General features: G+C 59.3%; 25 protein-coding genes. 6 read left to right on the top strand and 19 right to left on the bottom strand.

The genetic code is table 11. From position 1 onward, the window contains the following. The 3 genes from ngg to AB4P91_RS13695 all read left to right on the top strand — a co-directional run bounded on the left by ngg (nucleotide 1) and on the right by AB4P91_RS13695 (nucleotide 3,534). On the top strand, nucleotides 1-1,749 hold the full coding sequence (gene ngg / locus AB4P91_RS13705) for an N-acetylglutaminylglutamine synthetase (RefSeq protein ID WP_150593077.1): 1,749 nt from the start codon (nucleotides 1-3) through the stop codon (nucleotides 1,747-1,749). 163 nt (nucleotides 1,750-1,912) lie between these two features. After that, nucleotides 1,913-3,103: an osmoprotectant NAGGN system M42 family peptidase gene (locus AB4P91_RS13700; protein ID WP_150596250.1), complete on the top strand. Its 1,191-nt coding sequence runs from the start codon at nucleotides 1,913-1,915 to the stop codon at nucleotides 3,101-3,103. A gap of 203 nt (nucleotides 3,104-3,306) precedes the next feature. Further along, nucleotides 3,307-3,534: a YheU family protein gene (locus AB4P91_RS13695; RefSeq protein ID WP_003236706.1), complete on the top strand. Its 228-nt coding sequence runs from the start codon at nucleotides 3,307-3,309 to the stop codon at nucleotides 3,532-3,534. Between the two features lie 4 nt (nucleotides 3,535-3,538). On the opposite strand, the gene csrA is transcribed toward AB4P91_RS13695, so the two are convergent. From csrA to AB4P91_RS13680, 3 genes are all read right to left on the bottom strand, one after another. Further along, complete coding sequence (gene csrA / locus AB4P91_RS13690; RefSeq protein ID WP_047302530.1) at nucleotides 3,539-3,724, bottom strand: carbon storage regulator CsrA; 186 nt, start codon at nucleotides 3,722-3,724, stop codon at nucleotides 3,539-3,541. A gap of 148 nt (nucleotides 3,725-3,872) precedes the next feature. Further along, on the bottom strand, nucleotides 3,873-4,205 hold the full coding sequence (locus tag AB4P91_RS13685; RefSeq protein ID WP_003226957.1) for a YnfA family protein: 333 nt from the start codon (nucleotides 4,203-4,205) through the stop codon (nucleotides 3,873-3,875). Between the two features lie 63 nt (nucleotides 4,206-4,268). Then, on the bottom strand, nucleotides 4,269-5,084 hold the full coding sequence (locus tag AB4P91_RS13680) for an SDR family oxidoreductase (RefSeq protein WP_150596251.1): 816 nt from the start codon (nucleotides 5,082-5,084) through the stop codon (nucleotides 4,269-4,271). 279 nt (nucleotides 5,085-5,363) lie between these two features. On the opposite strand from AB4P91_RS13680, the gene AB4P91_RS13675 reads away from it, so the two are divergent. Continuing rightward, on the top strand, nucleotides 5,364-5,522 hold the full coding sequence (locus AB4P91_RS13675; RefSeq protein WP_181818456.1) for a DUF3309 family protein: 159 nt from the start codon (nucleotides 5,364-5,366) through the stop codon (nucleotides 5,520-5,522). 69 nt (nucleotides 5,523-5,591) lie between these two features. Here the strand turns inward: AB4P91_RS13675 and AB4P91_RS13670 are convergent, their stop codons facing one another. The 10 genes from AB4P91_RS13670 to AB4P91_RS13625 form a co-directional block, all read right to left on the bottom strand. Continuing rightward, the gene (locus tag AB4P91_RS13670) at nucleotides 5,592-7,685 is read right to left on the bottom strand and encodes an LTA synthase family protein (RefSeq protein ID WP_395602996.1); all 2,094 of its coding nucleotides are present in this window, start codon (nucleotides 7,683-7,685) and stop codon (nucleotides 5,592-5,594) included. 313 nt (nucleotides 7,686-7,998) lie between these two features. Continuing rightward, nucleotides 7,999-8,604: an START domain-containing protein gene (locus AB4P91_RS13665; protein ID WP_150593073.1), complete on the bottom strand. Its 606-nt coding sequence runs from the start codon at nucleotides 8,602-8,604 to the stop codon at nucleotides 7,999-8,001. A 41-nt stretch (nucleotides 8,605-8,645) separates the two neighbouring features. After that, nucleotides 8,646-8,900: a YkgJ family cysteine cluster protein gene (locus AB4P91_RS13660; protein WP_042560393.1), complete on the bottom strand. Its 255-nt coding sequence runs from the start codon at nucleotides 8,898-8,900 to the stop codon at nucleotides 8,646-8,648. Between the two features lie 165 nt (nucleotides 8,901-9,065). Further along, the gene (locus AB4P91_RS13655) at nucleotides 9,066-9,542 is read right to left on the bottom strand and encodes a translation initiation factor 2 (RefSeq protein ID WP_395602995.1); all 477 of its coding nucleotides are present in this window, start codon (nucleotides 9,540-9,542) and stop codon (nucleotides 9,066-9,068) included. Between the two features lie 78 nt (nucleotides 9,543-9,620). Next, nucleotides 9,621-11,060 carry a PLP-dependent aminotransferase family protein gene (locus AB4P91_RS13650; RefSeq protein WP_042560395.1) on the bottom strand — a complete coding sequence of 480 codons (1,440 nt, stop codon included), beginning with the start codon at nucleotides 11,058-11,060 and terminating at the stop codon, nucleotides 9,621-9,623. 201 nt (nucleotides 11,061-11,261) lie between these two features. After that, nucleotides 11,262-12,074: an OmpA family protein gene (locus AB4P91_RS13645; RefSeq protein ID WP_042560396.1), complete on the bottom strand. Its 813-nt coding sequence runs from the start codon at nucleotides 12,072-12,074 to the stop codon at nucleotides 11,262-11,264. Continuing rightward, entirely contained in the window at nucleotides 12,071-12,427 is a 357-nt protein-coding gene (locus AB4P91_RS13640; protein ID WP_150593071.1) for a DUF4398 domain-containing protein, read from the bottom strand. Before AB4P91_RS13640 ends, AB4P91_RS13645 begins: the two co-directional genes overlap by 4 nt. 9 nt (nucleotides 12,428-12,436) lie before the next feature. Beyond that, the gene (locus tag AB4P91_RS13635; RefSeq protein WP_395602994.1) at nucleotides 12,437-13,258 is read right to left on the bottom strand and encodes a substrate-binding periplasmic protein; all 822 of its coding nucleotides are present in this window, start codon (nucleotides 13,256-13,258) and stop codon (nucleotides 12,437-12,439) included. A gap of 80 nt (nucleotides 13,259-13,338) precedes the next feature. Then, complete coding sequence (locus tag AB4P91_RS13630) at nucleotides 13,339-14,268, bottom strand: electron transfer flavoprotein subunit alpha/FixB family protein (protein ID WP_042560399.1); 930 nt, start codon at nucleotides 14,266-14,268, stop codon at nucleotides 13,339-13,341. A 2-nt stretch (nucleotides 14,269-14,270) separates the two neighbouring features. After that, complete coding sequence (locus AB4P91_RS13625) at nucleotides 14,271-15,020, bottom strand: electron transfer flavoprotein subunit beta/FixA family protein (protein WP_007908338.1); 750 nt, start codon at nucleotides 15,018-15,020, stop codon at nucleotides 14,271-14,273. A 550-nt stretch (nucleotides 15,021-15,570) separates the two neighbouring features. Here AB4P91_RS13625 and AB4P91_RS13620 point away from each other — a divergent pair. Next, nucleotides 15,571-17,235, top strand: coding sequence for an electron transfer flavoprotein-ubiquinone oxidoreductase (locus tag AB4P91_RS13620; protein ID WP_042560400.1), 1,665 nt, complete (start codon nucleotides 15,571-15,573; stop codon nucleotides 17,233-17,235). A 184-nt stretch (nucleotides 17,236-17,419) separates the two neighbouring features. On the opposite strand, the gene AB4P91_RS13615 is transcribed toward AB4P91_RS13620, so the two are convergent. Further along, the gene (locus tag AB4P91_RS13615; RefSeq protein WP_339475777.1) at nucleotides 17,420-18,310 is read right to left on the bottom strand and encodes an AraC family transcriptional regulator; all 891 of its coding nucleotides are present in this window, start codon (nucleotides 18,308-18,310) and stop codon (nucleotides 17,420-17,422) included. Nucleotides 18,311-18,500: 190 nt separating this feature from the next. Here AB4P91_RS13615 and AB4P91_RS13610 point away from each other — a divergent pair, with 190 nt between their 5' ends. Next, nucleotides 18,501-19,553, top strand: a complete 1,053-nt coding sequence (locus AB4P91_RS13610) for an NAD(P)-dependent alcohol dehydrogenase (protein ID WP_150596253.1) — start codon at nucleotides 18,501-18,503, stop codon at nucleotides 19,551-19,553. Here AB4P91_RS13610 and AB4P91_RS13605 read toward each other — a convergent pair whose 3' ends face one another. The 5 genes from AB4P91_RS13605 to AB4P91_RS13585 form a co-directional block, all read right to left on the bottom strand. Continuing rightward, nucleotides 19,554-20,357, bottom strand: a complete 804-nt coding sequence (locus AB4P91_RS13605; protein WP_150593067.1) for an IclR family transcriptional regulator — start codon at nucleotides 20,355-20,357, stop codon at nucleotides 19,554-19,556. Between the two features lie 60 nt (nucleotides 20,358-20,417). Then, nucleotides 20,418-21,728, bottom strand: a complete 1,311-nt coding sequence (locus tag AB4P91_RS13600; protein WP_150593066.1) for an MFS transporter — start codon at nucleotides 21,726-21,728, stop codon at nucleotides 20,418-20,420. Nucleotides 21,729-21,900: 172 nt separating this feature from the next. Continuing rightward, entirely contained in the window at nucleotides 21,901-23,049 is a 1,149-nt protein-coding gene (gene dgoD / locus AB4P91_RS13595; protein ID WP_095188559.1) for a galactonate dehydratase, read from the bottom strand. Nucleotides 23,050-23,095: 46 nt separating this feature from the next. Continuing rightward, the gene (locus AB4P91_RS13590) at nucleotides 23,096-23,716 is read right to left on the bottom strand and encodes a 2-dehydro-3-deoxy-6-phosphogalactonate aldolase (protein ID WP_395602993.1); all 621 of its coding nucleotides are present in this window, start codon (nucleotides 23,714-23,716) and stop codon (nucleotides 23,096-23,098) included. Nucleotides 23,717-23,735: 19 nt separating this feature from the next. Beyond that, nucleotides 23,736-24,725, bottom strand: coding sequence for a 2-dehydro-3-deoxygalactonokinase (locus AB4P91_RS13585; protein ID WP_395602992.1), 990 nt, complete (start codon nucleotides 24,723-24,725; stop codon nucleotides 23,736-23,738). Nucleotides 24,726-24,757: the final 32 nt, after the last annotated feature.

Genomic DNA, 24,757 nt, shown 5'->3' with positions numbered 1-24,757 from the left:
ATGAAACCTCACGCCACAGCCATCAACCAACGCCTGCTACGCGGCCAGACACCGTCGTATGAACGATTACAGGCGCGTCTGGCTGAAGACGGCAGCGAACTCAACACCGCCCCGATTGCCGTGCATTGCGGCTGGGGCCGGTTGCTGATCGGTCACACGTTTCCCGACCCTGCATCATTGGCCCAGGAACTGCTCAACGAGCAGCCGGGCGAGCGTGATATCGCCCTGTACGTCGCCGCGCCGCAGCAGATTCTTGGCCTCGAACCGACGCAGTTATTCCTCGACCCGTCAGACACGCTGCGCCTGTGGTTCAGCGACTATCGCCCCGCCACTCGCGTGTTTCGTGGCTTCCGCATTCGTCGTGCGCAAAGCGAAGCGGACTGGCAGGCGATCAATCAGCTGTATCAGGCGCGCGGCATGTTGCCAATCGACGCCGCGTTGCTGACCCCGCGTCATGAGGGCGGTCCGGTGTACTGGCTGGCCGAGGACGAGGACAGCGGCGCGGTAATCGGCAGCGTCATGGGCCTCAATCATTGCAAGGCGTTCAACGATCCGGAAAACGGCAGCAGTCTCTGGTGTCTGGCAGTTGATCCACAGTGCTCGCGACCCGGAGTCGGCGAAGTGCTGGTGCGGCACTTGATCGAACACTTCATGAGTCGCGGCTTGAGCTACCTGGATCTGTCGGTACTGCACGACAACCGTCAGGCGAAAAGCCTCTACGCCAAACTTGGTTTCCGCAACCTGTCGACCTTCGCGATCAAGCGCAAGAACGGCATCAATCAACCGCTGTTTCTCGGCCCGGGTCCTGAAGCGCAGTTCAACCCGTATGCGCGGATCATCGTCGAAGAAGCTCATCGGCGTGGCATCGATGTGCAGGTGGATGACGCCGACGCCGGCCTGTTCACGCTCAGTCACGGCGGCCGCCGCGTACGCTGCCGCGAATCGTTGAGCGACCTGACCAGCGCGATCAGCATGAGCCTGTGCCAGGACAAGAGCCTGACCCACAAAGTGCTGAAAGCCGCCGGGCTGAAACTGCCGTCGCAGCAACTGGCAGGCAACGCTGACGACAATCTGGAGTTTCTGGATGAGCATCAGCGGGTGGTGGTCAAACCGCTCGACGGTGAACAGGGTCAGGGCGTGGCCGTGGATTTGCAGAGCATCGAAGAGGTGCAGCAGGCCATCGAAACAGCGAAGCAGTTTGACAGCCGTGTGCTGTTGGAAAGCTTTCATGAAGGTCTGGATCTGCGGATTCTGGTGATTGGTTTTGAAGTGGTGGCGGCAGCCATTCGTCGACCGGCCGAAGTGATCGGCGACGGTCAGCATTCGATTGGCGCGCTGATCGAAGCCCAGAGCCGACGCCGGCAAGCGGCCACGGGCGGCGAAAGCAAAATCCCGCTGGACGCTGAAACCCAGCGCACGCTGCATGCAGCGGGTTACGACTACAGCAGCATCTTGCCGGCCGGCGAGCATTTGTTCGTGAGACGCACCGCCAATCTGCACACCGGCGGCACACTGGAAGACGTCACGGCGATTCTGCATCCAACGCTGGTCGACGCAGCAGTGCGGGCAGCACGGGCGCTGGACATCCCGATGGTCGGCCTCGATCTGATGGTGCCGGCGGCGGATCAGCCGGACTACGTGTTTATCGAAGCCAACGAACGGGCCGGTCTCGCCAACCATGAGCCGCAGCCCACGGCTGAACGCTTTGTGGATTTGTTGTTTCCGCACAGTCAGCCGGTTGTTTCCTGATTATGCGGCGCCGGAACTGACGCCTTCGCGAGCAAGCTCGCTCCCACATTTGAAATGCATTCCCCTGTGGGAGCGAGCTTGCTCGCGAAGGGGCCGCATCAGGCGCCAGACATTCTCCCTCCTCATCGAAACCATCGATGTGCTCAACCCATCAGGAGTTTCCATGACCCTCCAAACCCCCGAACCGGATCTCAACTATCTGCAAAAAGTTCTCCTGGAAATGCTCGCCATTCCCAGCCCCACCGGGTTTACCGACACCATCGTGCGCTATGTTGCCGAACGTCTGGAGGAGCTCGGCATCCCGTTCGAGATGACTCGCCGCGGCACCATTCGCGCGACGCTCAAGGGTAAAAAGAACAGCCCCGACCGCGCCGTTTCCGCGCACCTGGACACCATCGGTGCCGCCGTGCGCGCGGTCAAAGACAACGGTCGGCTGACGCTCGCACCGGTCGGCTGCTGGTCGAGCCGTTTTGCCGAGGGCAGTCGCGTCAGCCTGTTCACCGACAACGGTGTGATTCGCGGCAGCGTGTTACCGCTGATGGCCTCCGGGCATGCGTTCAATACCGCCGTTGACGAGATGCCGATCAGTTGGGATCACGTCGAACTGCGCCTGGACGCCTACTGCGCAACCCGGGCCGATTGCGAGTCGCTGGGCATCAACGTCGGTGACGTGGTGGCGTTCGATCCATTGCCGGAATTTACCGAAAGCGGCCACATCAGCGCCCGTCACCTCGATGACAAGGCTGGCGTCGCGGCACTGCTGGCGGCACTCAAAGCCATCGTCGACAGCGGTCAGGAACTGATGATCGACTGCCATCCGCTGTTCACCATCACCGAGGAAACCGGCAGCGGTGCAGCGGCGGCCTTACCCTGGGACGTCAGTGAGTTTGTCGGCATCGACATCGCACCGGTCGCACCGGGGCAGCACTCCAGCGAACACGCCGTGAGTGTGGCGATGCAGGATTCCGGCGGGCCGTACGACTATCACCTGTCGCGGCACTTGCTGCGCCTGGCCAGTGAAAACGAGTTGCCGGTGCGCCGTGATCTGTTCCGTTATTACTTCAGCGACGCGCATTCGGCGGTGACCGCCGGCCACGACATCCGCACCGCCCTGCTCGCCTTTGGGTGCGATGCGACTCATGGCTATGAGCGTACGCACATCGACAGCCTGGCAGCGCTGAGCCGCTTGCTCGGGGCGTACATCCTGAGCCCGCCGGTCTTCGCCAGCGACGCGGCCCCGGCGAATGCTTCGCTGGACCGCTTCAGTCATCAGATCGAGCACGATACGCAGATGGAAAGCGATACGCGGGTGCCACCGGTGGACAGTCTGGTGGGGCAGCGTTCAGACAGCTGATCGAGATGTTGTAGTGACATGACTGACCCCATCGCTGGCAAGCCAGCTCCCACAGCTATTTGGGTGGAACACAACTTTTGTGTACAGCATCAATCCCTGTGGGAGCTGGCTTGCCAGCGATTGGGGCCGGCCAAGACGACACAAAACTGGCAGGCGAAGATCAATCGCCGTAGCATCGCGACATTGATTTAGCCGAGGTGCCCATGCTCATTCCTTACGACGCTCTTGAAGTCGACACCCTCACCCGCCTGATCGAAGATTTCGTCACCCGCGACGGTACCGACAACGGCGACGACACTCCGCTGGAAACCCGCGTACTGCGTGTGCGTCAGGCGCTGACCAAGGGCCAGGCATTGATTGTTTTTGATCCCGACAGCGAGCAGTGCCAGTTGATGCTCAAGCATGACGTGCCCAAGCATCTGTTCGACTGAACCCTCAACGGGCCTTTTCCAGGGCCTGTTTGCGCTGGATCCGCTCATAGACTTCCGCGCGATGCACATTGACCTTCTTGGGTGCCTCGACGCCAAAACGCACACTTGCGCCGTTCACTGACAGAACGCGCACGGTGATGTCGTCACCAATTGAAATCAACTCACCAACGACACGGCTGAGTACAAGCATGAGATTCGTCCTTCAGGGTTAGCGAGCAATGAAGATGCGCGGCTTACGGCGCCGGTTCAATGCATCGCGGGCAAATCAGTAATGCCCTACAACCCTTCAGCGCGCCGCCCTTCAGACGTTTCCTGCAAATTGTTAAACAGCCCTCATCTCAAGCGGCAGAAAAGCGCGGCCCGAACAGAATCACGCTGGCACCGATCACGCACAGTGCCACGCCAATCCAGTCCGACCCCAATGGCCGAACCCGCTCGACCACGGCCAGCCAACCGATAGACGCCACGATGTAGATCCCGCCGTAAGCGGCATAGGCACGCCCGGCGTAGGCCGCTTCAACACGCGTCAACAACAGCGCAAACAACGTCAGGCTGAGCAGCGCCGGGATTACCCACAGCGCACTTTTGCCCTGACGCAGCCACATGAAGAAGGCGAAACAACCGGCGATTTCAAATAATGCCGCGAGGAAGAACCACAAGTAATTGAGCATTATCGCGTCTCGACAGGGTGACCATTGCGGCCACCCTAACGACGGGAAGTGCTACGGACAAGATCAACCGTTGTTTTGTTTGGCCTTGGCGCGCATTTTCTCGGCCATGGAGGTCATCTCGTTGTAGAGCAGTTGCGGATTCTTCTGTTTGATCGCCCACGCCATGCGCCCTTGTTCGTGGGGCAAGATCATGAATTCGCCGGCCGCTACTTGCTCATAGATGTACTCGGCGATGTCCGCTGCGCTGATCGGCGAACTTTCCAGCAACTTGCCGACCTGCGCTTTCATCGCCGGGGTCGGGCCACGGAACGAATCGAGCAAGTTCGTCTGGAAGAACGACGGGCAGACCACATGCACACCGACTTCCTGTTGTGCCAGTTCGATCAACAGGCTTTCCGACAATGCCACCACGCCCGCCTTGGCGACGTTGTAGTTGCTCATGGCCGGGCCTTGCATCAGCGCCGCCATGGAGGCGATGTTGATGATCTTGCCCTTGCTCTGCTCAAGCAGTGGCAGGAACGCCTTGCAGCCCTTGACCACGCCCATCAGGTTGATCGCTATCTGCCAGTCCCAGTCTTCCAGCGACAGTTCGCTGAAGAACCCGCCGGAAGCGACACCGGCGTTGTTGACGATGATATCGATACCGCCAAGTTTCTCTTCGCAAGCCTGGGCGAACGCGGTGAGCTGGCTGTAATCACGCACATCGCAGCGCTGGATGAAACCGTCGCCGCCAACCTCACGCACCCGTTTCAAGGTTTCCTGCAGACCGGGTTCGCTGACGTCGGACAAGGCCAGTTGCCAGCCTTCACGCGCCCAGCGCAGCGCGATTTCGCGACCCAGGCCTGAGCCCGCGCCAGTGATCATCATGCGATTTTGCATAGCAGACAGCCTTGTTGTTCCGGGAAAGATTCGCCGAGTGTAGCGAAGGAACGGTGTCCACCCACGCTCCATCAGATTGCTGAATGGTGAGGGCAAACCGTGGCGTAAAGATCAAAAGATCAACACCTTTAAAAGGAAATAAGCAAGCAATCCAAATAACTTAAAAAAACATTGAATTTTCTTTCATTCGTACCGGTCGGAATTTGTAAGCCGTCTGGAATTAGTTAGTCTCCAGTCGCCCTGGAATACCAAGACTTCTCGAACGCTATCAACAAGGAAATCACCATGGGCACAATTCTTATCATTATCCTGATCCTGTTGCTGATCGGTGGTCTGCCGGTCTTCCCGCACTCCAGAAGTTGGGGTTATGGTCCATCGGGCATTATCGGCGTGGTGTTGGTCGTGCTGCTGGTGCTGCTGTTACTCGGTCGGATATAACGATCCAGGCATAAAAAAAGAGGCCCTTTTCAGGGCCTCTTTTTTATTGTGCGGATCTTCGCAGCTGGATCAGTCCGGCTTGCCGTGGATTACACCGGCAGTGTTGTCCATCAGGCTCTTGGTCGCTGTTTGCAGGAACGCTTCGAGCTTGAGCTTCAACTCGGCAGTGCGCGGTGCATTCGGCACGACCTGGGCACCTGGATTGGCGCCCAACTGATAATTCCAGATCTTCGGCCCCATGTCCTTGTCTCTCGGCAGTACGAGGATCTGGTCAGCGGTAACGATCGCAGTGGTCTGCTCGCTACCCGACGGCTTGATCACACCGAAACCGGTATCGCCTTTTGGCAGATCGAGCAAGTCACGACCCCAGCATTGATGACGCACTTCGCCACCGAGGCGACCCATGATGGTCGGCACGATGTCGATCTGCGTACCCACGGTATGGTCGAGCGTACCAAACTTCTCCTGGATGCCTGGTGCGATCATCAGCATCGGCACGTTGAAGCGGCCCAGATCCATTTCGGTGATCTGGCGCTCGTTGCCGAAACCGTGGTCACCCACGATGACGAACAGGGTTTCCTTGAAGTACGGCTCTTTGCGCGCCTTCTCCATGAACTGGCCTAGCGCCCAGTCGGAGTAACGCATGGCGGTCAAGTGCTCGTTCAACGAGCCGCGGTCGGTCACGCGCTCAACCGGCAATGGCGTCGGCAAGGCGTACGGCGTGTGGTTGGACAGGGTTTGCAGCAGCGCGTAGAACGGCTTGCCGTTCTCCCGCGCCTTGAGCTCCTGCAGGCCACGATCGAACATGTCCTGATCGGACACACCCCACGTCGGATCGGAGAACACCGGGTTGACGAAGTCGTTACGGCCAACGAAGTTGGTCATGCCCTGGTTGCTGAAGAAGCCCGACTGGTTGTCCCAGGCAAAGTCGCCGTTATAGACGTAGACATCGTCGTAGTCACGGGCACTGAGCAACTGCGGCAGGCCAGACAGCTTGTGGCTGCCTTCCGGGGTCTGCATCAGGTATTCGAAACCCGGCAGGTTCGGGAAGCAGGCCATGGTCGCGAACATGCCCTGGTGGGTGTGCGTGCCGTTGGAGAAGAAGCGATCGAACAACAGACCTTCCTTCGACAGCTTGTCCAGATACGGGGTGATGTTACCCGGTGCACCCAATGCGCCGACCGAGTGACCGGCCATGCTTTCCATCAGGATCACGACAACGTTTTTGATCGGCAGGGTCTTGTCGGCGTCCGGCGTGTAGTCACGGCGCACGGCGGCGATGTCGGCATCGACCAATTGGTCTTGTGGCATCACCAGCATGTCGCGGACGATTTGCTGCGCCTGCTCTTGCGGCAGCGTGGCTTTCCAGATGTTATCGCGGTCCTCGCCCATGCGTGACTTGGCGGCAGCGATCAACGACAGCGTGCCGTTAAGGCCGAGCTGGTTGGCGAAGTTGGAGTCGGTGGTGTACACGTCACCCCAGCGCATTGGCGGGCCTTGACGCAGGGTGCCGCGTGCAGCGACCACGCAGATCAGCAGGCAAACCACGAACACCGCAAGACGGGTATACCACGGCGCCACCTGACGGGAGCTGACCGTGCCGCCGCTGAAAGGCCCGCGCGGACGCGTGGCCCGGTCGGCGCCTTTGAACGCCAGCGTCAGAATCACCGTGCCGATGACCCACGCCAACAGATAGCGCACCACCGGGAAACCGTACCAGAGCATGCTCATCACGGTTTTCGGGTCTTCCTTCACGTACTGGAAGACCAGACCGTTGAGGCGCTGGTGGAACTCACGGTAGAAGTCCATTTCCATCAGACCGAGGAACAGCGCGATGCTCGACGCAACGGTCAGCCACAGCCGGAAGAAGCCGCGCGCCGCCATGGCACGGGCACTGAACAACGCCAGTACCAGCGGAATGCTCAGGTAAACCACCAGGCGCAGGTCGAAACGCAAGCCGTTGGCGAACGCTTCGAGGAACGTCGCAGCCGGGGTGTCGAGGATCATCTCGCGGTTGTAGACCAGCAGCGCGAGGCGCAGCACGGAAAACATCACCATCATGACCAGCGCACAGAGCAGCGTGTAGGCCAGATGCGATTTGACGGTCGGTTGCAGCAGGCGACTGGAAGATCGCTGCTGATTCAGGGCGTCCGGGTTTGCCATGTCGTTTTAGGACCCATTGGAAGTTGAAGTTGCAAAAATACAGCGGCGCCATGCCCTCTATTGGTCATTCCAGACCCCGGGGCGTGCGCAGTGCGCAAATGTTGCACGATCACCGGCACCATTGCCATTGATTACTGCCCTGTCACCAGACACATTCAGTTGAAGTAATGACCATGGGACAGCACGGAAATAGCGCGGGCGGATTGTCTTGAACACGTTGTGAAAATTTCGTTCAACGCATATCTGGAAACACAATATAAACCGCAAAACAAAACGCCCCGAATCGATCGGGGCGTTTCATTGAAGACGGGAATTACTTCTCGGCGCGCTCTTTAAGAGCTTTAAGGGTATTGAAAGGCGCATCGACGACGAACTTGTTGGCAACCATCGCCGGGACACTGCCGCCTGGCTCGGTGTGCACTTGATAGGTCACTTCAACCTGATCGCCTTTTGGCACGAACTTCCAGAAGCCCTTGACCTGGGCCACGCGGACAAAGCCTTTTTCTTCCGGAACGTATTTCGGCACACCTTCAAGCGTGCGAGTCAGGCTGCCATCAGCGCCTTCGACGGTGGTGACATGCGTTGCCGAATCACGCGGGGTCACGGGCCACGGCGTATTGAACTGGGTGTAAGTCCAACTCTGATCACCTTCGTGCTTGAGCAGCTTCTGGGTTTTGCATTCGTAGATCCATGCACAAGCGCCCGTCACATCGTCCTGCAGTGCACGCAACTTGGCGACAGTGGTCTTCATCAACGCTACGCCCTGATAGGACTTGTAGTCCGAACCCGGGATTTCGCTCAGGGAAACCTTGATACCGTCCTCGTTCTTGGCGACTTTCCAGTCTTCAGCCTGCGCCAGCGACGTGGCCAGCACGGCGGTCAAACCACACAACACAGCAATACGATGCAGCGAACCCATAGTCTTTTTCCTTATTGTTGAAGTTCCGTTCGTTTGACACATCAGGCCGCCGTCATTTGCTCCCACCAGCCGATCAACTTGATCGCCTCTTCCTGGCTATCGCCACAGACTTCGACATCGGCGGCAAAGCCCGAACAGACAGCCGGGCGCTCCGGGCGGCCGAAAATGCTGCACAGGTTTTCGACCGAGAGTTGCACGCAACGTTCGCCGGCAGGTTTGCCATCAGGCATGCCGGGAATAGCCGAACTGATGGAGGGGGCAATGCAGCAGGCGCCACAGCCTTCACGGCATTTCATGACGAACAAATCCTCGCGAGGGGCGATGTGTGAAAGGGACAAGGACAGGGTAACCGCTAAAACGGCTGTTTAAAATTCCCTGCGCCGGGGTTTTTACGGATAAGTGAAGGTGACTGACCAGTCTCCGACAAAGCGTCTGGTTCAGGGCTCACAGATGCATTGGATTTACTGCTTGAATTCAAAATCCAGGGCTGCGCCGTCTACTTCACGACGCTCATCGTTGCGCAGTTGCAACTGCATTTCGTTGCTGAGCAAACGGCCATTGAGCTGGAACCCGCTGTTCTTCTCGCCAAACATTTGCGGCAGGATAGGTTCGCGCTTGGGCAGATTGACTGTGCCGAGTGGTTTCAACTCTTCAACCATGTCCTTGGGCAAGCTCAAGTCGAGTCCGGCTGACGGCAGTTTGGTTTTCGCCACTTCGCTGGCAGATTTCGACTTGGAAGCCACTGGCGGACGTTTCTTCACCGGCGCAGCTTTCTTCTTCTGGCCATTGGCCGGCGTATTTTTTTGGCTCCCCAGCGGTTTCTTCTGGGTCGCCACCGCGGCCGGTTTTTCCTGGACCGCAGCCGCCATGACACCCGGCGAATGACTGATCATCAGCAAGCAAAGGACAATCCCGGCGGCAGAAAAAATCGCTTTCATGAACCCAACGACACTAACGGCAGAGGGCCATATGCTCGCTTGTTGAGCGTCACAAGACAAGCCTGTCCGTACGTTCGTTCAGAAACCGACCGCCGTCTCCTGACACAGTTGGGTTGCCAACATTCCAAGGGTCATCAACGCCCGCTCCGCCTCGCGGTTCCACGGAATGCCGCAGTTCAGGCGGATACAGTGGTTGAATTGCTCGGTATTACTGAAGATCAGGCCGGGCGCGATACTGATGCCCTGCTGCAGCGCGCGCACGTGCAATTCCTGAGTATTGACCCGCCCCGGCAGACTCACCCAGAGGATAAAACCGCCCGTGGGCCGGGTCATTTGCGTGCCTTCGGGGAAGTGCTGCTGCACCGCCAACTGGAAGGCGCTGAGGTTTTTCCGGTATTCCTGGCGGATGTACCGCAAATGCCGGTCATAGCCGCCGTTTTCAAGATAGGCGGCAATCGCCATCTGCGTCACGCTGCACGCCGAATGGGTGCTGAAGGTCTGCAAGCGCTGGATTTCCTGCTGGTACTTACCGGCAATCATCCAGCCGATCCGCACACCGGGCGACAGGGTCTTGGAGAAGCTCGAGCAATAGATCACCCGATCGAGTCGGTCATACGCCTTGAGGGCCTTGGTACGACCCTGCTCAAACATCAACTCGCCATAGATGTCGTCTTCGACGATCTGGATATCGAAATCCGACGCCAGGCGCAGCAGTTGTTTTTGCCGCTCTTCAGGCATGGTGCCACCCAGGGGATTGCTCAGGCGCGTGGTCAACACCAACGCCTTGATCGACCACTGGTTGGCGGCCAGCTGCAGCGCTTCGAGGCTCATGCCAGTGGCGGGATCGCTGGGGATCTCGATGACTTTCAGGCCCAGCAGGTCGGCCAGTTGCAGCAGCCCGTAATAGGTCGGCGACTCGGCGGCGATCAGATCGCCCGGACGGGTCAGCACCCGCAGCGACATCTGCAACGCATCGACACAACCGTGAGTAATCACCACTTCGGACGGGTCGACCACCACACCGGCGTCGCGCATGCGGATCGCCACTTGCCGGCGCAGCGGTTCGAAGCCGGGACTGAACATGTAGCTGAACGCTCGCGGGCTGTGGAAGCGAGTGACTTTGGCCAGTTGCTGGTGCAGCGCCCGCACCGGCAAATAGTCCACGCTCGGCACGGCGGCGCCCAACGGAAATACGCCTTCGCGGCGCGACTCGACCAGAACCTGCTGAATGATGCTGCTGCGCGTGACCAGCCCTGGCCGTTCGACCCGGGCGATGTCCGGCGTCGGTGCCGTCAGCGCGGGCGTCTGGTGCACGTAATAACCAGATTGTGGCCGTGCGCGAATCAAGCCCTGGTCTTCGAGATTGGCGTAAGCCTGCAACACCGTCGCATGGCTGACATTGAGCTGCGAACTCATCTTGCGTACCGAAGGCACGCGCTCCCCCGGTTGATAAACACCACGGCGGATGTCTTCGGCCAGTTGCTGAGCAATACGTTGGTAGAGCAGGAGATTGGTCATGACGCAGCACTCGATTTCACGGGCATTTTATTCTTGTGTGAAACAATACCGGAACAGTTTAGAAGTGTACTGGGACAGTTGTCACCATAGACGACCATACAGTCGGTTGTCTGCCACAACTGTATTGATTCACTCGGTATTGCTCAGGCGTAAAAAAGCCCGGCACTGCAGGACAGTCCGGGCTTTCCAGAGACGCAACCCTCAACGGGCGGCGCCGAGCTGGCCTTTTTCATCGGAGAACACAATTTCCACACGACGGTTCTGTGCTCGCCCACGCTCGGAAGCGTTGGCGTCCACCGGGTATTCGTCACCGTAACCTTCGACCTGAATACGTTTGTCGTCGATGCCCAGGTCCATCAGCACGTCGGCCACCGACTGCGCGCGGTCGCGGGACAGTTTGAGGTTTTCCTGTTTGCCGCCAGTGCTGTCGGTGTAGCCCTCGATACGCACTACGCGCTTCGGATTCAACTGCAGGAACTGCACAATCTTCAGAACAACGCGGTTAGCCGAGTTTTTCAGCTCCGCTTCACCGGTGTCGAACAACACGTCACCCAAGGTCATCACCAGACCACGATCAGTCTGCGTGGTGGCCAGCGCAACAATCTGCTCTTCGAGCCACTTGCCCTGCTGTTGCACGCTCAACAGTTTTGATTCACGCAGGGCCAGTTGCAGGCGCTGACGATCCAGTTCGAGCTTGGCTGCACGCTCTTCGTTGAGCACTTGATTGGTGTGCTCGCGGGCAATCGCGCTATAACGCTGGCTCAGGTAGGCGTAGTGCACCACGTCCGAACCGCTGCCCCAGTAAGTGGACAGGCGATCGGCACGGGCCAGGGACTCACCGGCGCGGATCACGTCTTTAGGCGCGATGCGCAGCACGTTGGAATCCTCCTTGACCTTCTGGAAGTCGGCGCCGGCCTCTTGCAACGCGGACTCACTGTGCTGACCGGCGCAGCCGAACAGGCTCGCGCAACCGACGAGAATCAGACCACCGAGGACTTTGGATTTGAGGCTCATTGGGCATCTCCCAGTTGCTTGTGCAGACGGACGATGCGGGTGTTAAGCACATTCAACTGTTCTTCGCTTTTCTGGGTCAGCACTTTGGCTTCTGCCAGACGTGCGTCGAGTTCAGCCTGTTCGGAACGCATGCGCGCGTTCCGAAAGGATTCGTCTGCCATGTTGCCTTTGGCCCGGTTGTACTTGGTTTCGGCCAGTTTCATTTCCGGCACGTCATCGCCAGTGGCACCGACGGCCTTGGCCTGGGCGATGGCCTGCTCGGTCAAACGCATTTGTTCAATGGGTGCCGGATCGGTCGCGCAACCGGCCATGGCCAGAACGGCCACAGCCGCGAAAAGAGGTCGAATACTCACTAAGAATCCCTACTGTTTTGGGGCACTGACAGGCTGTTGCGGCTGTTGCTGCTGCGCCTTCCAGCGCTCGATATTGCGTTGCAGCGCGGCTTCCGTCAGTCCGGACGCGGGCAATTCTGTCATCTTTTTGGCCAGCTGTCCGCGCAACCACGGATCGTTGCACGCCGAGTTGTGGGAAACCGCGAGGAACAGACCGGGTCTGTCGATCGGTTGTTCAAACGCCAGCAGGTCATCGGCCATGCCCAATGCCTGGGCGGCGGCCATGCCCGAGTAGCGCCCGGCGAGTACATATTCCACTTCACCCAGCAGAAGTTTCTGAAAGGCCTGGGTGAGGTTTGCTGTCCGGGTCAGGGTCAATTGCTCAGCAGCGAAAGTGCCGAATGCCTGGGTCATTCGAGACTTTTCCGACACGCCACCGGTATGACCGTGCAGGTCGCTGGCTTCGCCGTAGGCCAGCGTAGAGCCTTTGCGCGTCCACACCAGATAGTCGTTTTCCAGCAGCGGCGGATGGATGTAGTCGAGGTTCTCCAGCTCATTGAGCGTCAACGACGCGTCGGCCAGCATGTCCATGCGTCCACTGCGCACCTCATCGAGGGCCTGCGAGCGCTTGCCGGCGTAGAGCAAGTCGACCTTGATGCCCAAGTCTTTGGCCACTTGCTGTAACAGGTCTGCGCTGGCACCGATCAAGTGCCTGGGGTTTTGCGGATCCTGCCACAGATACGGCGGAGCATCCGGGCTGCCGGTGACGATGAGGCGCTCGCACTTGCCCGCGGCCGAGGCCAATCCTGGCAACAGCGCCAATCCCAACAACAATCCGCAGCGCAGATCCATAGCGAAACGCTCCCACTCAAACCCGAGACAAAAAAAAGCCCGACCAAAAGGTCGGGCTCTTTATAAGTGAAGCCGCTGGATTAGACCAGCTTCTCCAGCTCAGGGATTGCTTCAAACAGATCCGCTACCAGACCGTAATCAGCGACCTGGAAGATCGGCGCTTCTTCGTCCTTGTTGATCGCAACGATCACTTTGGAGTCTTTCATACCGGCCAGATGCTGGATCGCGCCGGAGATACCGACCGCGATGTACAGCTGTGGCGCAACGATTTTGCCGGTCTGACCGACCTGCATGTCGTTCGGTACGAAACCTGCGTCGACTGCGGCGCGCGAAGCACCTACAGCAGCGCCCAGCTTGTCGGCCAAGGCGTACAGGTGCTTGAAATTGTCGCCGTTCTGCATGCCGCGGCCGCCGGAAACGACGATCTTGGCAGCGGTCAACTCAGGACGATCAGACTTCGCCAGCTCTTCACCCACGAAGCTCGAAGTACCGGCGTCGTGTGCAGCGCCAACAGCTTCAACAGCAGCCGAACCACCTTCAGCAGCAACCGGATCGAAACCGGTGGCACGCACGGTGATCACTTTGATCGCAGCAGTCGATTGCACGGTAGCGATGGCGTTACCGGCGTAGATCGGACGCTTGAAGGTGTCAGCGCTTTCTACCGAGATGATCTCGGAGATCTGGTCAACGTCCAGCTGCGCAGCAACGCGTGGCAGGATGTTTTTGCCGTTGGAGGTGGCGGCAGCCAGGATGTGGCTGTAGCCAGCGCCCAGTTCTGCGACCAGCGGAGCAACGTTTTCCGGCAGCTGATGCGCGTAAGCGGCGTTATCAGCATTCAGGACTTTGCTCACGCCAGCGATTTTCGCAGCGGCCTCAGCCACGGCGCCAGCGCCTTGACCAGCAACCAGAACGTGGATGTCGCCACCGATTTTGGCAGCAGCAGCCACGGTGTTCAGTGTGGCCGGGGCCAGCACTTTGTTGTCGTGTTCGGCGATTACCAAGATAGTCATGATTAGATTACCTTCGCTTCGTTTTTCAGTTTCTCGACCAGTTCAGCCACCGACTTGACCTTGATGCCTGCGCTGCGTGCAGCCGGCGCTTCGACTTTCAGGGTCTTGTTGGTGGAGGCGGTGGAAACGCCCAAAGCGTCCGGAGTCAGCACTTCGAGAGGCTTCTTCTTGGCTTTCATGATGTTTGGCAGGGACGCATAACGCGGCTCGTTCAAACGCAGGTCGGTGGTGACGATCGCCGGCAGTTTCAGCGAAACAGTCTGCGCGCCGCCGTCGATTTCGCGGGTCACGGCAACGCTGTCACCGGAGACTTCGACTTTCGAGGCGAACGTGCCCTGACCATAACCGCTCAGTGCAGCGAGCATCTGGCCGGTCTGGTTGTTGTCGCTGTCGATGGCTTGTTTGCCAAGGATCACCAGCTGAGGCTGTTCCTTGTCGACCACAGCCTTGAGCAGCTTGGCCACGGCGAGCGAGGTCAGATCTTCAGCGGATTCGACGAGGATGGCACGGTCGGCACCCAGAGCCAGTGCGGTACGCAGCTGCTCCTGAGCGGTGGTCGGGCCGATGGAGACGACGACGATTTCAGTCGCAACACCTTTCTCTTTCAGGCGTACGGCTTCTTCCACTGCGATTTCGCAGAACGGGTTCATCGACATCTTGACGTTGGCGAGGTCTACGCCGGAATTGTCCGCCTTGACGCGAACCTTGACGTTGTAATCCACAACGCGTTTGACAGCTACAAGAACCTTCATGGATTCCTCGTTACTCTCCGGTGAAAAGAAAGTCGCCTAGGCGAACCTGGCGGTTGATGCTCATCGGGCTACAAGGGCACCTCTAAAAACGCCGGCCTGTATACGCGGTGATTCCACGCGGCGAAGTGCTGTGACCGTTCGTCAGTGGTGACCGACGAGTCATGCCTCTTCACGATGTGTAAACTGCGCGCCGCACCTGCGCTGCGCATCACCTTGTACTGCCTACGCCCTGTCTTTAGAGGTGCTCTTGAAACCGCCAGTCTGCCTACGGCGAGCGCAAAACCGCCCGTATCTTGACCGGAACGCCTATTCCGGTCAATACAGCAAAATGACCATTCATAAGCCGCGCTTCTTTGATTTATCTGGGCTGGAGCCAATTCAAACAAACGTTTGTATTGGACGCTAGGAGTGGTGTAGATATAATGCGCCCCCTAGAGAGAAAGGTGGCTTCTCCTTTATCCCCTTGACGTTAACGTAAAGGCGTAGCGGAAGCGACATCAAACCTCCATATTAGAAAAAAAACTGTTGAGCCTTGAGTAGGAGATAGCCTGTGGAACGCGAATACATGGAATTCGACGTGGTCATCGTCGGTGCCGGCCCCGCTGGCCTGTCCGCCGCCTGCCGCTTGAAGCAGAAGGCCGCCGAAGCCGGTAAGGAAATCAGCGTCTGCGTGGTCGAAAAAGGCTCCGAAGTCGGCGCACACATCCTTTCCGGTGCCGTATTCGAACCCCGCGCACTGAACGAACTGTTCCCGGACTGGAAAGAACTCGGCGCCCCGCTGAACACGCCGGTTACCCGCGATGACATTTTCGTGCTGAAAAACGCCGAAAGCGCGCAGAAAATTCCAGACTTCTTTGTGCCCAAGACCATGCACAACGAAGGCAACTACATTATCTCCCTGGGCAACCTGTGCCGCTGGCTCGCCCAGCAGGCCGAGAACCTCGGCGTGGAAATCTACCCGGGCTTCGCTGCTCAGGAAGCGCTGATCGACGAGCAAGGCGTGGTTCGCGGGATCATCACCGGCGATCTCGGTGTCGATCGCGAAGGCAATCCGAAAGAAGGCCTGTATACCCCGGGCATGGAGCTGCGTGGCAAATACACGCTGTTCGCCGAAGGTTGCCGTGGCCACATCGGCAAGCAACTGATCAAGCGTTTCAACCTCGACAGCGATGCCGACGCCCAGCACTACGGCATCGGTCTGAAAGAAATCTGGGAAATCGATCCGGCCAAACACCAGCCAGGCCTGGTGGTTCACACCGCCGGTTGGCCACTGGAGATCATGGGCACCGAGAACACCGGCGGCTCGTTCCTCTATCACCTGGAAAACAATCAGGTAGTGGTCGGCCTGATCGTTGATCTGTCGTACAGCAATACCTACCTGTCGCCGTTCGACGAGTTCCAGCGCCTCAAACATCACCCGGTGCTGGCTCAGTATCTGGAAGGCGGCAAGCGCATCAGCTACGGCGCCCGCGCAATCTGCAAAGGTGGCCTGAACTCGCTGCCGAAGATGGTTTTCAAGGGCGGCGCGCTGATCGGTTGCGACCTCGGCACTCTGAACTTCGCCAAGATCAAAGGCAGCCACACCGCGATGAAATCCGGCATGCTCGCCGCTGAATCGGTGGCTGACGCGCTGTTCGCTGAAAAGGACGGCACTGAAGAGCTGACCACTTACGTCGACGCCTTCAAGAAGAGCTGGCTCTACGACGAACTGTTCGCCAGCCGTAACTTCGGCCCGGCGATCCACAAGTTCGGCGCGATCCTCGGCGGTGGTTTCAACTGGCTGGATCAGAACATCTTTGCCGGCAAACTGCCGTTCACCCTGCACGATAACAAGCCGGATTACGCTTGCCTCAAGCTCGCGGCCGACTGCAAGAAGATCGACTACCCGAAACCCGACGGCAAACTCAGCTTCGACAAACTCAGCTCGGTGTTCATCTCCGGTACCAACCATGAAGAAGAACAGCCTTGCCACTTGAAGCTGACCGACCCGAGCATTCCGATCAGCAAAAACCTGCCGCTGTACGACGAGCCGGCGCAGCGCTACTGCCCGGCCGGCGTGTACGAGGTGATCACCAAGGAAGACGGCGAGAAACGCTTCCAGATCAACGCCCAGAACTGCGTGCACTGCAAGACCTGTGACATCAAGGACCCTTCGCAGAATATCACCTGGGTGACGCCGGAAGGCGCTGGCGGCCCGACTTACCCGAACATGTAAGCCGAACCGCTGAACAACAAGGCTCCCGAAATGGGGGCCTTTTTGTTGCCCGCCATTCAGTGCATCACATCAAACCCTGTGGGAGCTGGCTTGCCAGCGATGGCAGTGGATCAGGCGACATCTTTGTTGAACGTGGCGGCCTCATCGCTGGCAAGCCAGCCACCACAGGACATTGTGCTATGCCTCAGGCAGCGCGTTCATCTGCGGGGCTGCGCTCGAAGTAGCGCTTGTATTCACGACTGAACTGCGACGTACTCTGATACCCCACCCGATGCGCCACTTGCGCCACACCCAATCCCTCAGCCACCAACAACGTCTGCGCTTTCAACAAACGTAAACGCTTCAAATACTGCACCGGCGACAACAATGTGCTGCGCTTGAAATGCTCATGAAAGGTCGACACGCTCATGTTCGCGCAACTGGCCAATGTCTCGACATTCAACGGTTCGGTGTAATGCGCGTGCAAATGACTGATCGACGCCGCCACCCGGGCGAACTGCCCCTGCTGCTCAACCAGCGCGCGCAACACATCGGCCTGCGGTCCGCGCAACGCGACGAACAGCAATTCGCGAATACGCGCTGGCCCCAGAATCTGACACTCCAGCGGATCGTGCAGACAACGGAGCAACCGTTCGACACAGCCGCGCATGTCATCGTCGAGCACCACCGAGGTCATCGACTCCGGCGTCTGTGCCGGAATATGCCGCCCCGGCGCCAGCCCCATGGCCAGCACCAGCTCGCCGAGCAAAACCCGGTCGATCGCCACCGACACACCCAACAGCGGCGCATCCGGCAAGGCAAAGGTTTCACACTCGAAAGGCACCGGCAGCGCCTGAATCAGATAGTGCCCGGCGCCATATTCCATGGTGCGCGGGCCGAGAAACGCCAGTTTGCTGCCCTGGGCGATGATCATCAGGCTCGGTTCGTAGATGTGCGGGCCACGGGCAACATCGCAACTGGCGCGCAGCACCTGCACGCCCGGCAGCCCGGTCGGGGAATAACCGTCGCGCAGTGCCAGCGGTTCAATCAGCGAAACCAGGGTGGCGTTGGCATCAAGGTGACGAGTTAATTGCATCGAGGTTCTTCAGAAAAAAGTAACGGAAAAAGGCATGAAAGCATCATCGCAGATCCTTTTGCCAATGCGACTGAACAAACCCGCTTGCCGGAGGATTAGGCATGAGACCCGGAGGAATCGCCATGGCCGGACAGTCGCGCGGCGCCCAAAATGCGCCGCCTCACTTGTCACTGCTTTTGCGAGGTTTCACATGTATACCGCTATCGGCTATGCCGCCCAATCGGCCACCACGCCCCTCGCCCCGATGAAATTCGAACGACGCAACCCTCGCGCCGACGACGTCGCCATCGAAATTCTATATTGCGGCGTCTGCCACTCCGACATCCACCAGGCACGCAACGAATGGGGCATCGCTGTTTACCCGTTGATGCCCGGCCACGAGATCGTCGGAAAAGTCACCGCAATCGGTGCGAATGTCACCAAACACAAAGTAGGCGATCTGGTCGGCGTTGGCTGCATGGTCGACTCCTGCCGCCGTTGCGAAGCCTGCCAGTCGAACCTCGAGCAGTATTGCCTCGAAGGCCCGACCATGACGTACGCCACCCCGGACCGGGTCGACGGCAGCAACACCATGGGCGGCTACTCCGACAGCATCGTCGTCAGCGAGCACTTCGTCGTCCGCATCCCGGAAAAACTCGCCCTGGCCAGCGCCGCGCCAATTCTCTGCGCCGGCATTACCACTTACTCGCCGCTCAAGCATTACGGCGTCAAGGCTGGCGACAAGGTCGGGATTCTCGGCATGGGTGGCCTGGGCCACATGGGCATCAAGTTTGCCAAGGCGATGGGCGCCGAAGTCACCCTGTTCACCCGTTCGGCGAGCAAAGCTGAAGAAGGTCGTCGTCAGGGCGCCGATCATGTGATCGTCTCCACCGACGCCGAGCAGATGAAGGCTGCCGCGGGTTACTTCGACTTCCTGCTGGACACCATTCCGGTGCAGCACGACCTCAACCCGTACCTCGATACCCTGCGCTTTGATGGCGTGCACATTCTGGTCGGCCTTATCGAGCCGGTTGATCCACCGGTACACGCCGGCAAACTGGTAATGAGTCGCCGCGTACTCGCCGGCTCATTGATCGGTGGGATTGCCGAAACCCAGGAAGTGCTGGATTTCTGCGCCGAGCACAACATCACCTGCGACATCGAAATGCTCGACATCCGCCAGATCAACGAGGCTTACGCCCGCATGATCGCCGGCGACGTGAAGTACCGTTTCGTGATCGATATGGCGACGCTCAAGGTTTAATCACACCTTTAAACCCAGCTCCGCCGAAAGCCGGGCTGTGACCTCTTTGATCAGGGGAATCAGCTCGGCCATTTTCTCCAGCGGCATATAGGGCACGGTGCTGGCGATGCTGATTGCCGCCACAATGCCCTTGCTCGCATCCCGAATCGGCGCCGCCACGCAGCGGATCGACGGTTCGTTGTCTTCCAGATCGAACGCGTAGCCACCGGCCACGTATTCGGTCATGCGCTGTTCAAGCTGTTCCCAGGACTGTTGGGGATGCTGCGGCCAGAACTGACTCTTCCCACCCGCCGGCAGGCTGATGTCGTACAGACGTTGCCAATCCTGCGGCGAATCATCGAGCATCAATGCCTTGCCGATCCCGGTGCGAGCCAGCGGCATACGATGGCCTACCCGCGAACGCATTTCCGGGCCGTTGCGCCCCGGGTTCTTCAGCAGATACAGCACTTCATCGCCTTCACGAATCCCCAGGTGAACCGTGTCCCCGGTCAGTGCCGACAACTCATCCAGATAAGGTCCGGCCAACGTCACCAGCGGCAACTCTTCACGCGCCTGAAAGCCCAGCTCGATCAGCTTCGGCCCCAGCAGGTAACCGACTTGCGGCACCACGCGCAGGTAGCGCTCATCCACCAGACAACTGGCCAGACGGTGGGTAGTGCTGCGCGTGGTGCCGATCAGCCGGGCAATCTCCTTGAGATCACGCGCGCCACTGGCCACGGCCTGCACCACACCCAGCCCGCGAAGCAGTGTCTGGGTGCCGGTGGGCGCGGCGTCCTTGATTTTTTCCGGGGCGTCTTCCTGCATATCCAGCCTTTACCGTTGAGCGAGGGAACGGGCGGCATTATGGTCGCCCGACGCTAAGCACTACAACTCGATACGTTCAACCTTGCCCACCAGCAGCACGTAGGACAAAGCACCGATCAACGCCAGAACCGCGATATAGGTGATCGCCGGGGCGAACGAATCCCCGCTGGCGAGGAAACCGATCACGATCGGCGTGGCAATCGCCGACAGGTTGCCGATGAAGTTGAACACCCCACCGGTCAGGCCGAGCAGGCGTGCCGGCGCCAGCGTCGACACCAGCGACCAGGTGATCGACGCCAATCCATTGCCAAAAAACGCCAGCGCCAGAAAGGCAATCACCAGCGGCGTCGACTCGACGAAGTTGGCGCCGATGATCGAAGTGGAAATCAGCAGCCCGCCAATGATCGGCAACTTGCGCGCAAAACCAATGGTGTAACCGCGACGAATCAAGAAGTCGGAAAAGAACCCCGAGCACAACACGCCTACGAACGCGGCGAGAAACGGCAACGAGGCCAGCAAGCCAGACTTGATGAAGTCCATGCCGCGATATTTCACCAGGTAAGTCGGGAACCACGTCAGGAAAAACCACAGTGTCGAGTTCAGGCAGAACTGGCCGAGGTAGATGCCCCACAACTTGCGTTTAGTGAGAACAATGCCGAGATCGGTCCAGCTGAATTTTGCTTTGACCTTGGCGCTGTCGGCCTGGATATCCACCAGCCCGCCGCCCTCGCGGATCAGCTCGATTTCTGCATCGTTGGCCCCTTTGAAATCCCGTGGCTCGCGATACACCGCGTACCAGATTGCCGCCCAGATAATGCCCACCGCACCTGTCGCGACAAACACCATGTGCCAGCCGAATTCGTGTTGCAGCCACGCGAGAACCGGCGTGAGGAAGGCCAGACCCACGAACTGCCCGGAGGTGTAGAAACCAATCGCCGTGGCGCGTTCACGCTCGGGAAACCATGTCGTCACCACGCGACTGTTGATTGGGTAGGCCGGGGCTTCCAGCGCGCCGACGGCCATGCGCAGGACAAACAGCGCGATGAAACTGGCGGCGAAACCCAGCATCACGGTGGCGATCGACCACAACAGCAACGCGACGCTATAAAGAATGCGTGGCGGCACGCGATCCACCAGCCAGCCACCGGGGATTTGCATGGCGGCGTAGGTCCAGCCGAATGCGGAGAAGATCAGGCCAACGTGAATCGGATCGATGCCCAGCTCGCTGGTCAGGGCCGGGGCGGCAATCGACAGGTTGCTGCGGTCGAGGTAGTTGATGACCACGGTGATAAACAGCAACACCATGATGAAAAAACGCTTTCGGCTGGGCGTGACTAAAGACGCCTGCCCGGTGAGGGTTTGCGGTTGCATGGGAGATGCCTCTTCTTATGTTTATTTGAGGACAGTCTTAAGACTTGCACGGAACCCTGTGGGAGCTGGCTTGCCAGCGATTGCGGTACATCTGTCACATCAGTGTTGGACGTGCCGCCGTCATCGCTGGCAAGCCAGCTCCCACAGGGATTAGTGGTGTGTCAGGCTGGACTCACCACTCGGCAAAACTGCCATCGGCATGGCGCCAGATCGGGTTGCGCCAGCGGTGACCGACGGCCGCGCGTTCGATCACGTACTCCTCGTTGATCTCGATACCCAATCCCGGCCCGTTCGGAATCTTCACAAAGCCTTTGTCGTAATCGAACACCCGCGGATCCTTCACGTAGTCGAGCAAGTCATTGCTCTCGTTGTAGTGAATGCCCAGGCTTTGTTCCTGGATAAACGCGTTGTAGCAAACCGCATCCAGTTGCAGACACGCCGCCAGCGCAATCGGCCCCAGCGGGCAATGCAGCGCCAGCGCCACGTCATAGGCTTCGGCCATGTTGGCGATCTTGCGGGTTTCGGTAATGCCGCCGGCGTGGGAGGCATCCGGCTGGATGATGTCGACGTAGCCTTCGCTCAACACGCGTTTAAAGTCCCAACGCGAGAACAGCCGCTCGCCCAGTGCAATTGGCGTGCTGGTCAGCGGTGCCAGTTCTTTCAGCGCTTCGTAGTTCTCGCTGAGCACCGGCTCTTCGATGAACATCAGTTTGTAGGGGTCGAGTTCCTTCATCAGCACCTTGGCCATCGGCTTGTGCACCCGACCATGGAAGTCGACACCGATGCCGACGTTCGGCCCGACCGCATCACGCACGGCGGCGACGTTGGCCAGGGCGAGATCGACTTTTTCGAAGGTATCGAGAAACTGCAGCTCTTCCGTGCCGTTCATTTTTACCGCGGTAAAACCACGGCTCACGGCCTCTTTCGCCGCACGCGCGGTGTCAGCCGGACGGTCGCCGCCGATCCACGAATACACGCGAATCTTGTCGCGCACCTGACCACCGAGCAGATCGCTGACCGACACACCCAGGGCCTTGCCCTTGATGTCCCACAGCGCCTGATCGATACCGGCCAGCGCACTCATGTGGATCGCGCCGCCACGGTAGAAGCCGCCGCGATACAACACCGTCCAGATGTCCTCGATGTTGCGTGGGTCTTTGCCGATCAGGTAGTCGGACAATTCCTCAACAGCCGCTGCCACTGTGTGCGCGCGACCTTCAACCACAGGCTCGCCCCAACCGGTCACGCCTTCGTCGGTTTCGATCTTGAGGAAGCACCAGCGCGGCGGAACGATGAAGGTTGTGAGTTTGGTGATTTTCATCTTGTTGTCTCTCTTGTAGATGCAGCGCTCGCAGCGCCAAAAAGTCTTAGCGAAGGGCTTTCCAGGCAGCTACATAGGCCTTGGCATTCGCCGCTACTTGTCCAACGCTCATCCCCGGTTTGAATAGCCCCGAGCCGAGACCGAAACCCTTGACGCCAGCGTCGATGAACACCTGCATGTTGTCCGGGGTGATGCCACCGACCGGCGCCAGAATCGTCCCGGCCGGCAATACCGCCAGCCAGGCTTTGACGACCGCCGGGCTCATCTGCTCGGCCGGGAACAACTTGAGAACGTCCGCGCCCTCCTCCAGCGCCGCGAAGGCTTCCGTCGGCGTGGCAACGCCCGGCGACAGGTAGAGCCCCGCCGCTTTCGCTGCGCGCAATACCTTGGCATCGCTGTGCGGCATGACGATGACCTGGCCGCCGGCCTCCTTCACCAATTCGACCTGTTCCGGGGTCAACACCGTGCCAGCACCGATCAGGCAATCGGCGGGCAAAGCCTTACGCAGGATGGCGATACTTTCGTACGGCGAAGGGGAATTGAGCGGTACTTCGATGACGCGAAATCCGGCCGCATACAGGACTTCTCCCACAGCAGCAGCTTCCTGCGGATGCAGGCCACGCAGAATCGCGATCAGACCGTTTTGCGCCAATGCTTGCTTGAGCATGTCAGGCCTCCAGTCGGGGTTAACGGGATGAGGAATCGATCAGTCCGGCGGCCAGCGCCAGTTGCCACAAGCCACGCTCGGTGGCCTGCTCGGCCAGCGTCACACTGGCGAAGCCACAGGCGTCGAGGGCACGGCTATAGCGTGTGCACAGTTGCGCATTGCCGATGAGGATGATCGAGGGAAGAGTTGGATTGTCACGGCGACGGCGCTGAGCGGTGGCAAGTGCCGCCAACTCATGACCAATCATCAGGCCGGACAAGTAATCCGCTTGCGCCGTCGGACTGAGTTCGCCGGTCAGACCCAAGGTGCGGGCACTGAACAACGTAGAGAGCACACCAAGTTCAGCGTCCGCCGACAGCGCAACCTGCACGCCGCGGTCAAAGGCCTGGCCATCGAACGCGGCGCCTTGCTGTTGGGTGCGGCCGAGAATGCTGTGTTCGCTGAGCACGGCGAACACTTCGCCGGTCATGAAGGTGTCGAAACGGGTGATGCAGCCATCGACCACTTCAACCCATTTCGAGTGACTGCCCGGCAGGCCGATCAACAGATCACCGGCCGCCTCGACAGGGAGGTTCTGCAGCACGCCCAGCACTTGAGTCTCTTCGCCGCGCATCACGTTCGGCAGACGGGAACGCTGAATCACGCCCGGCACGATATGCACTCGCGCGCCGCGAAGACTGATAACGGTTTGTAGGGAGTTTCCGAGATTGGCGACGTTCGCCGGCGTGTCGCAGTAGACGGCTTCACGCCAGCCTTGCGCGCTCCCGACCATGCCGCAGGCGATCACCGGCAGATCCGGCTGCGCCTCGAGCCAGTCGCCACAGGCCTCATCAAAGGCCAGTTCAAAACCGTCGGCACATTCGCGACCGTTGATGACTCGCGGGGTCTTCGGCAGTTGCATGATCCCGGACGACAGCGAGCGCTGTTCCAGCACCACACCGCCCGCCGCGAGTTTGTAAGCACGTAATGAGGTCGTCCCCCAATCGAGCGCGATCAATTGCGCCAGCATCGCTTCACCTGTTTTGTTTTTGGCAGTGAGTG

Source organism: Pseudomonas sp. B21128 (assembly GCF_044218865.1).
GTDB lineage: Bacteria > Pseudomonadota > Gammaproteobacteria > Pseudomonadales > Pseudomonadaceae > Aquipseudomonas > Aquipseudomonas iridis.
This window is presented reverse-complemented; position numbering and strand designations above follow the sequence as displayed.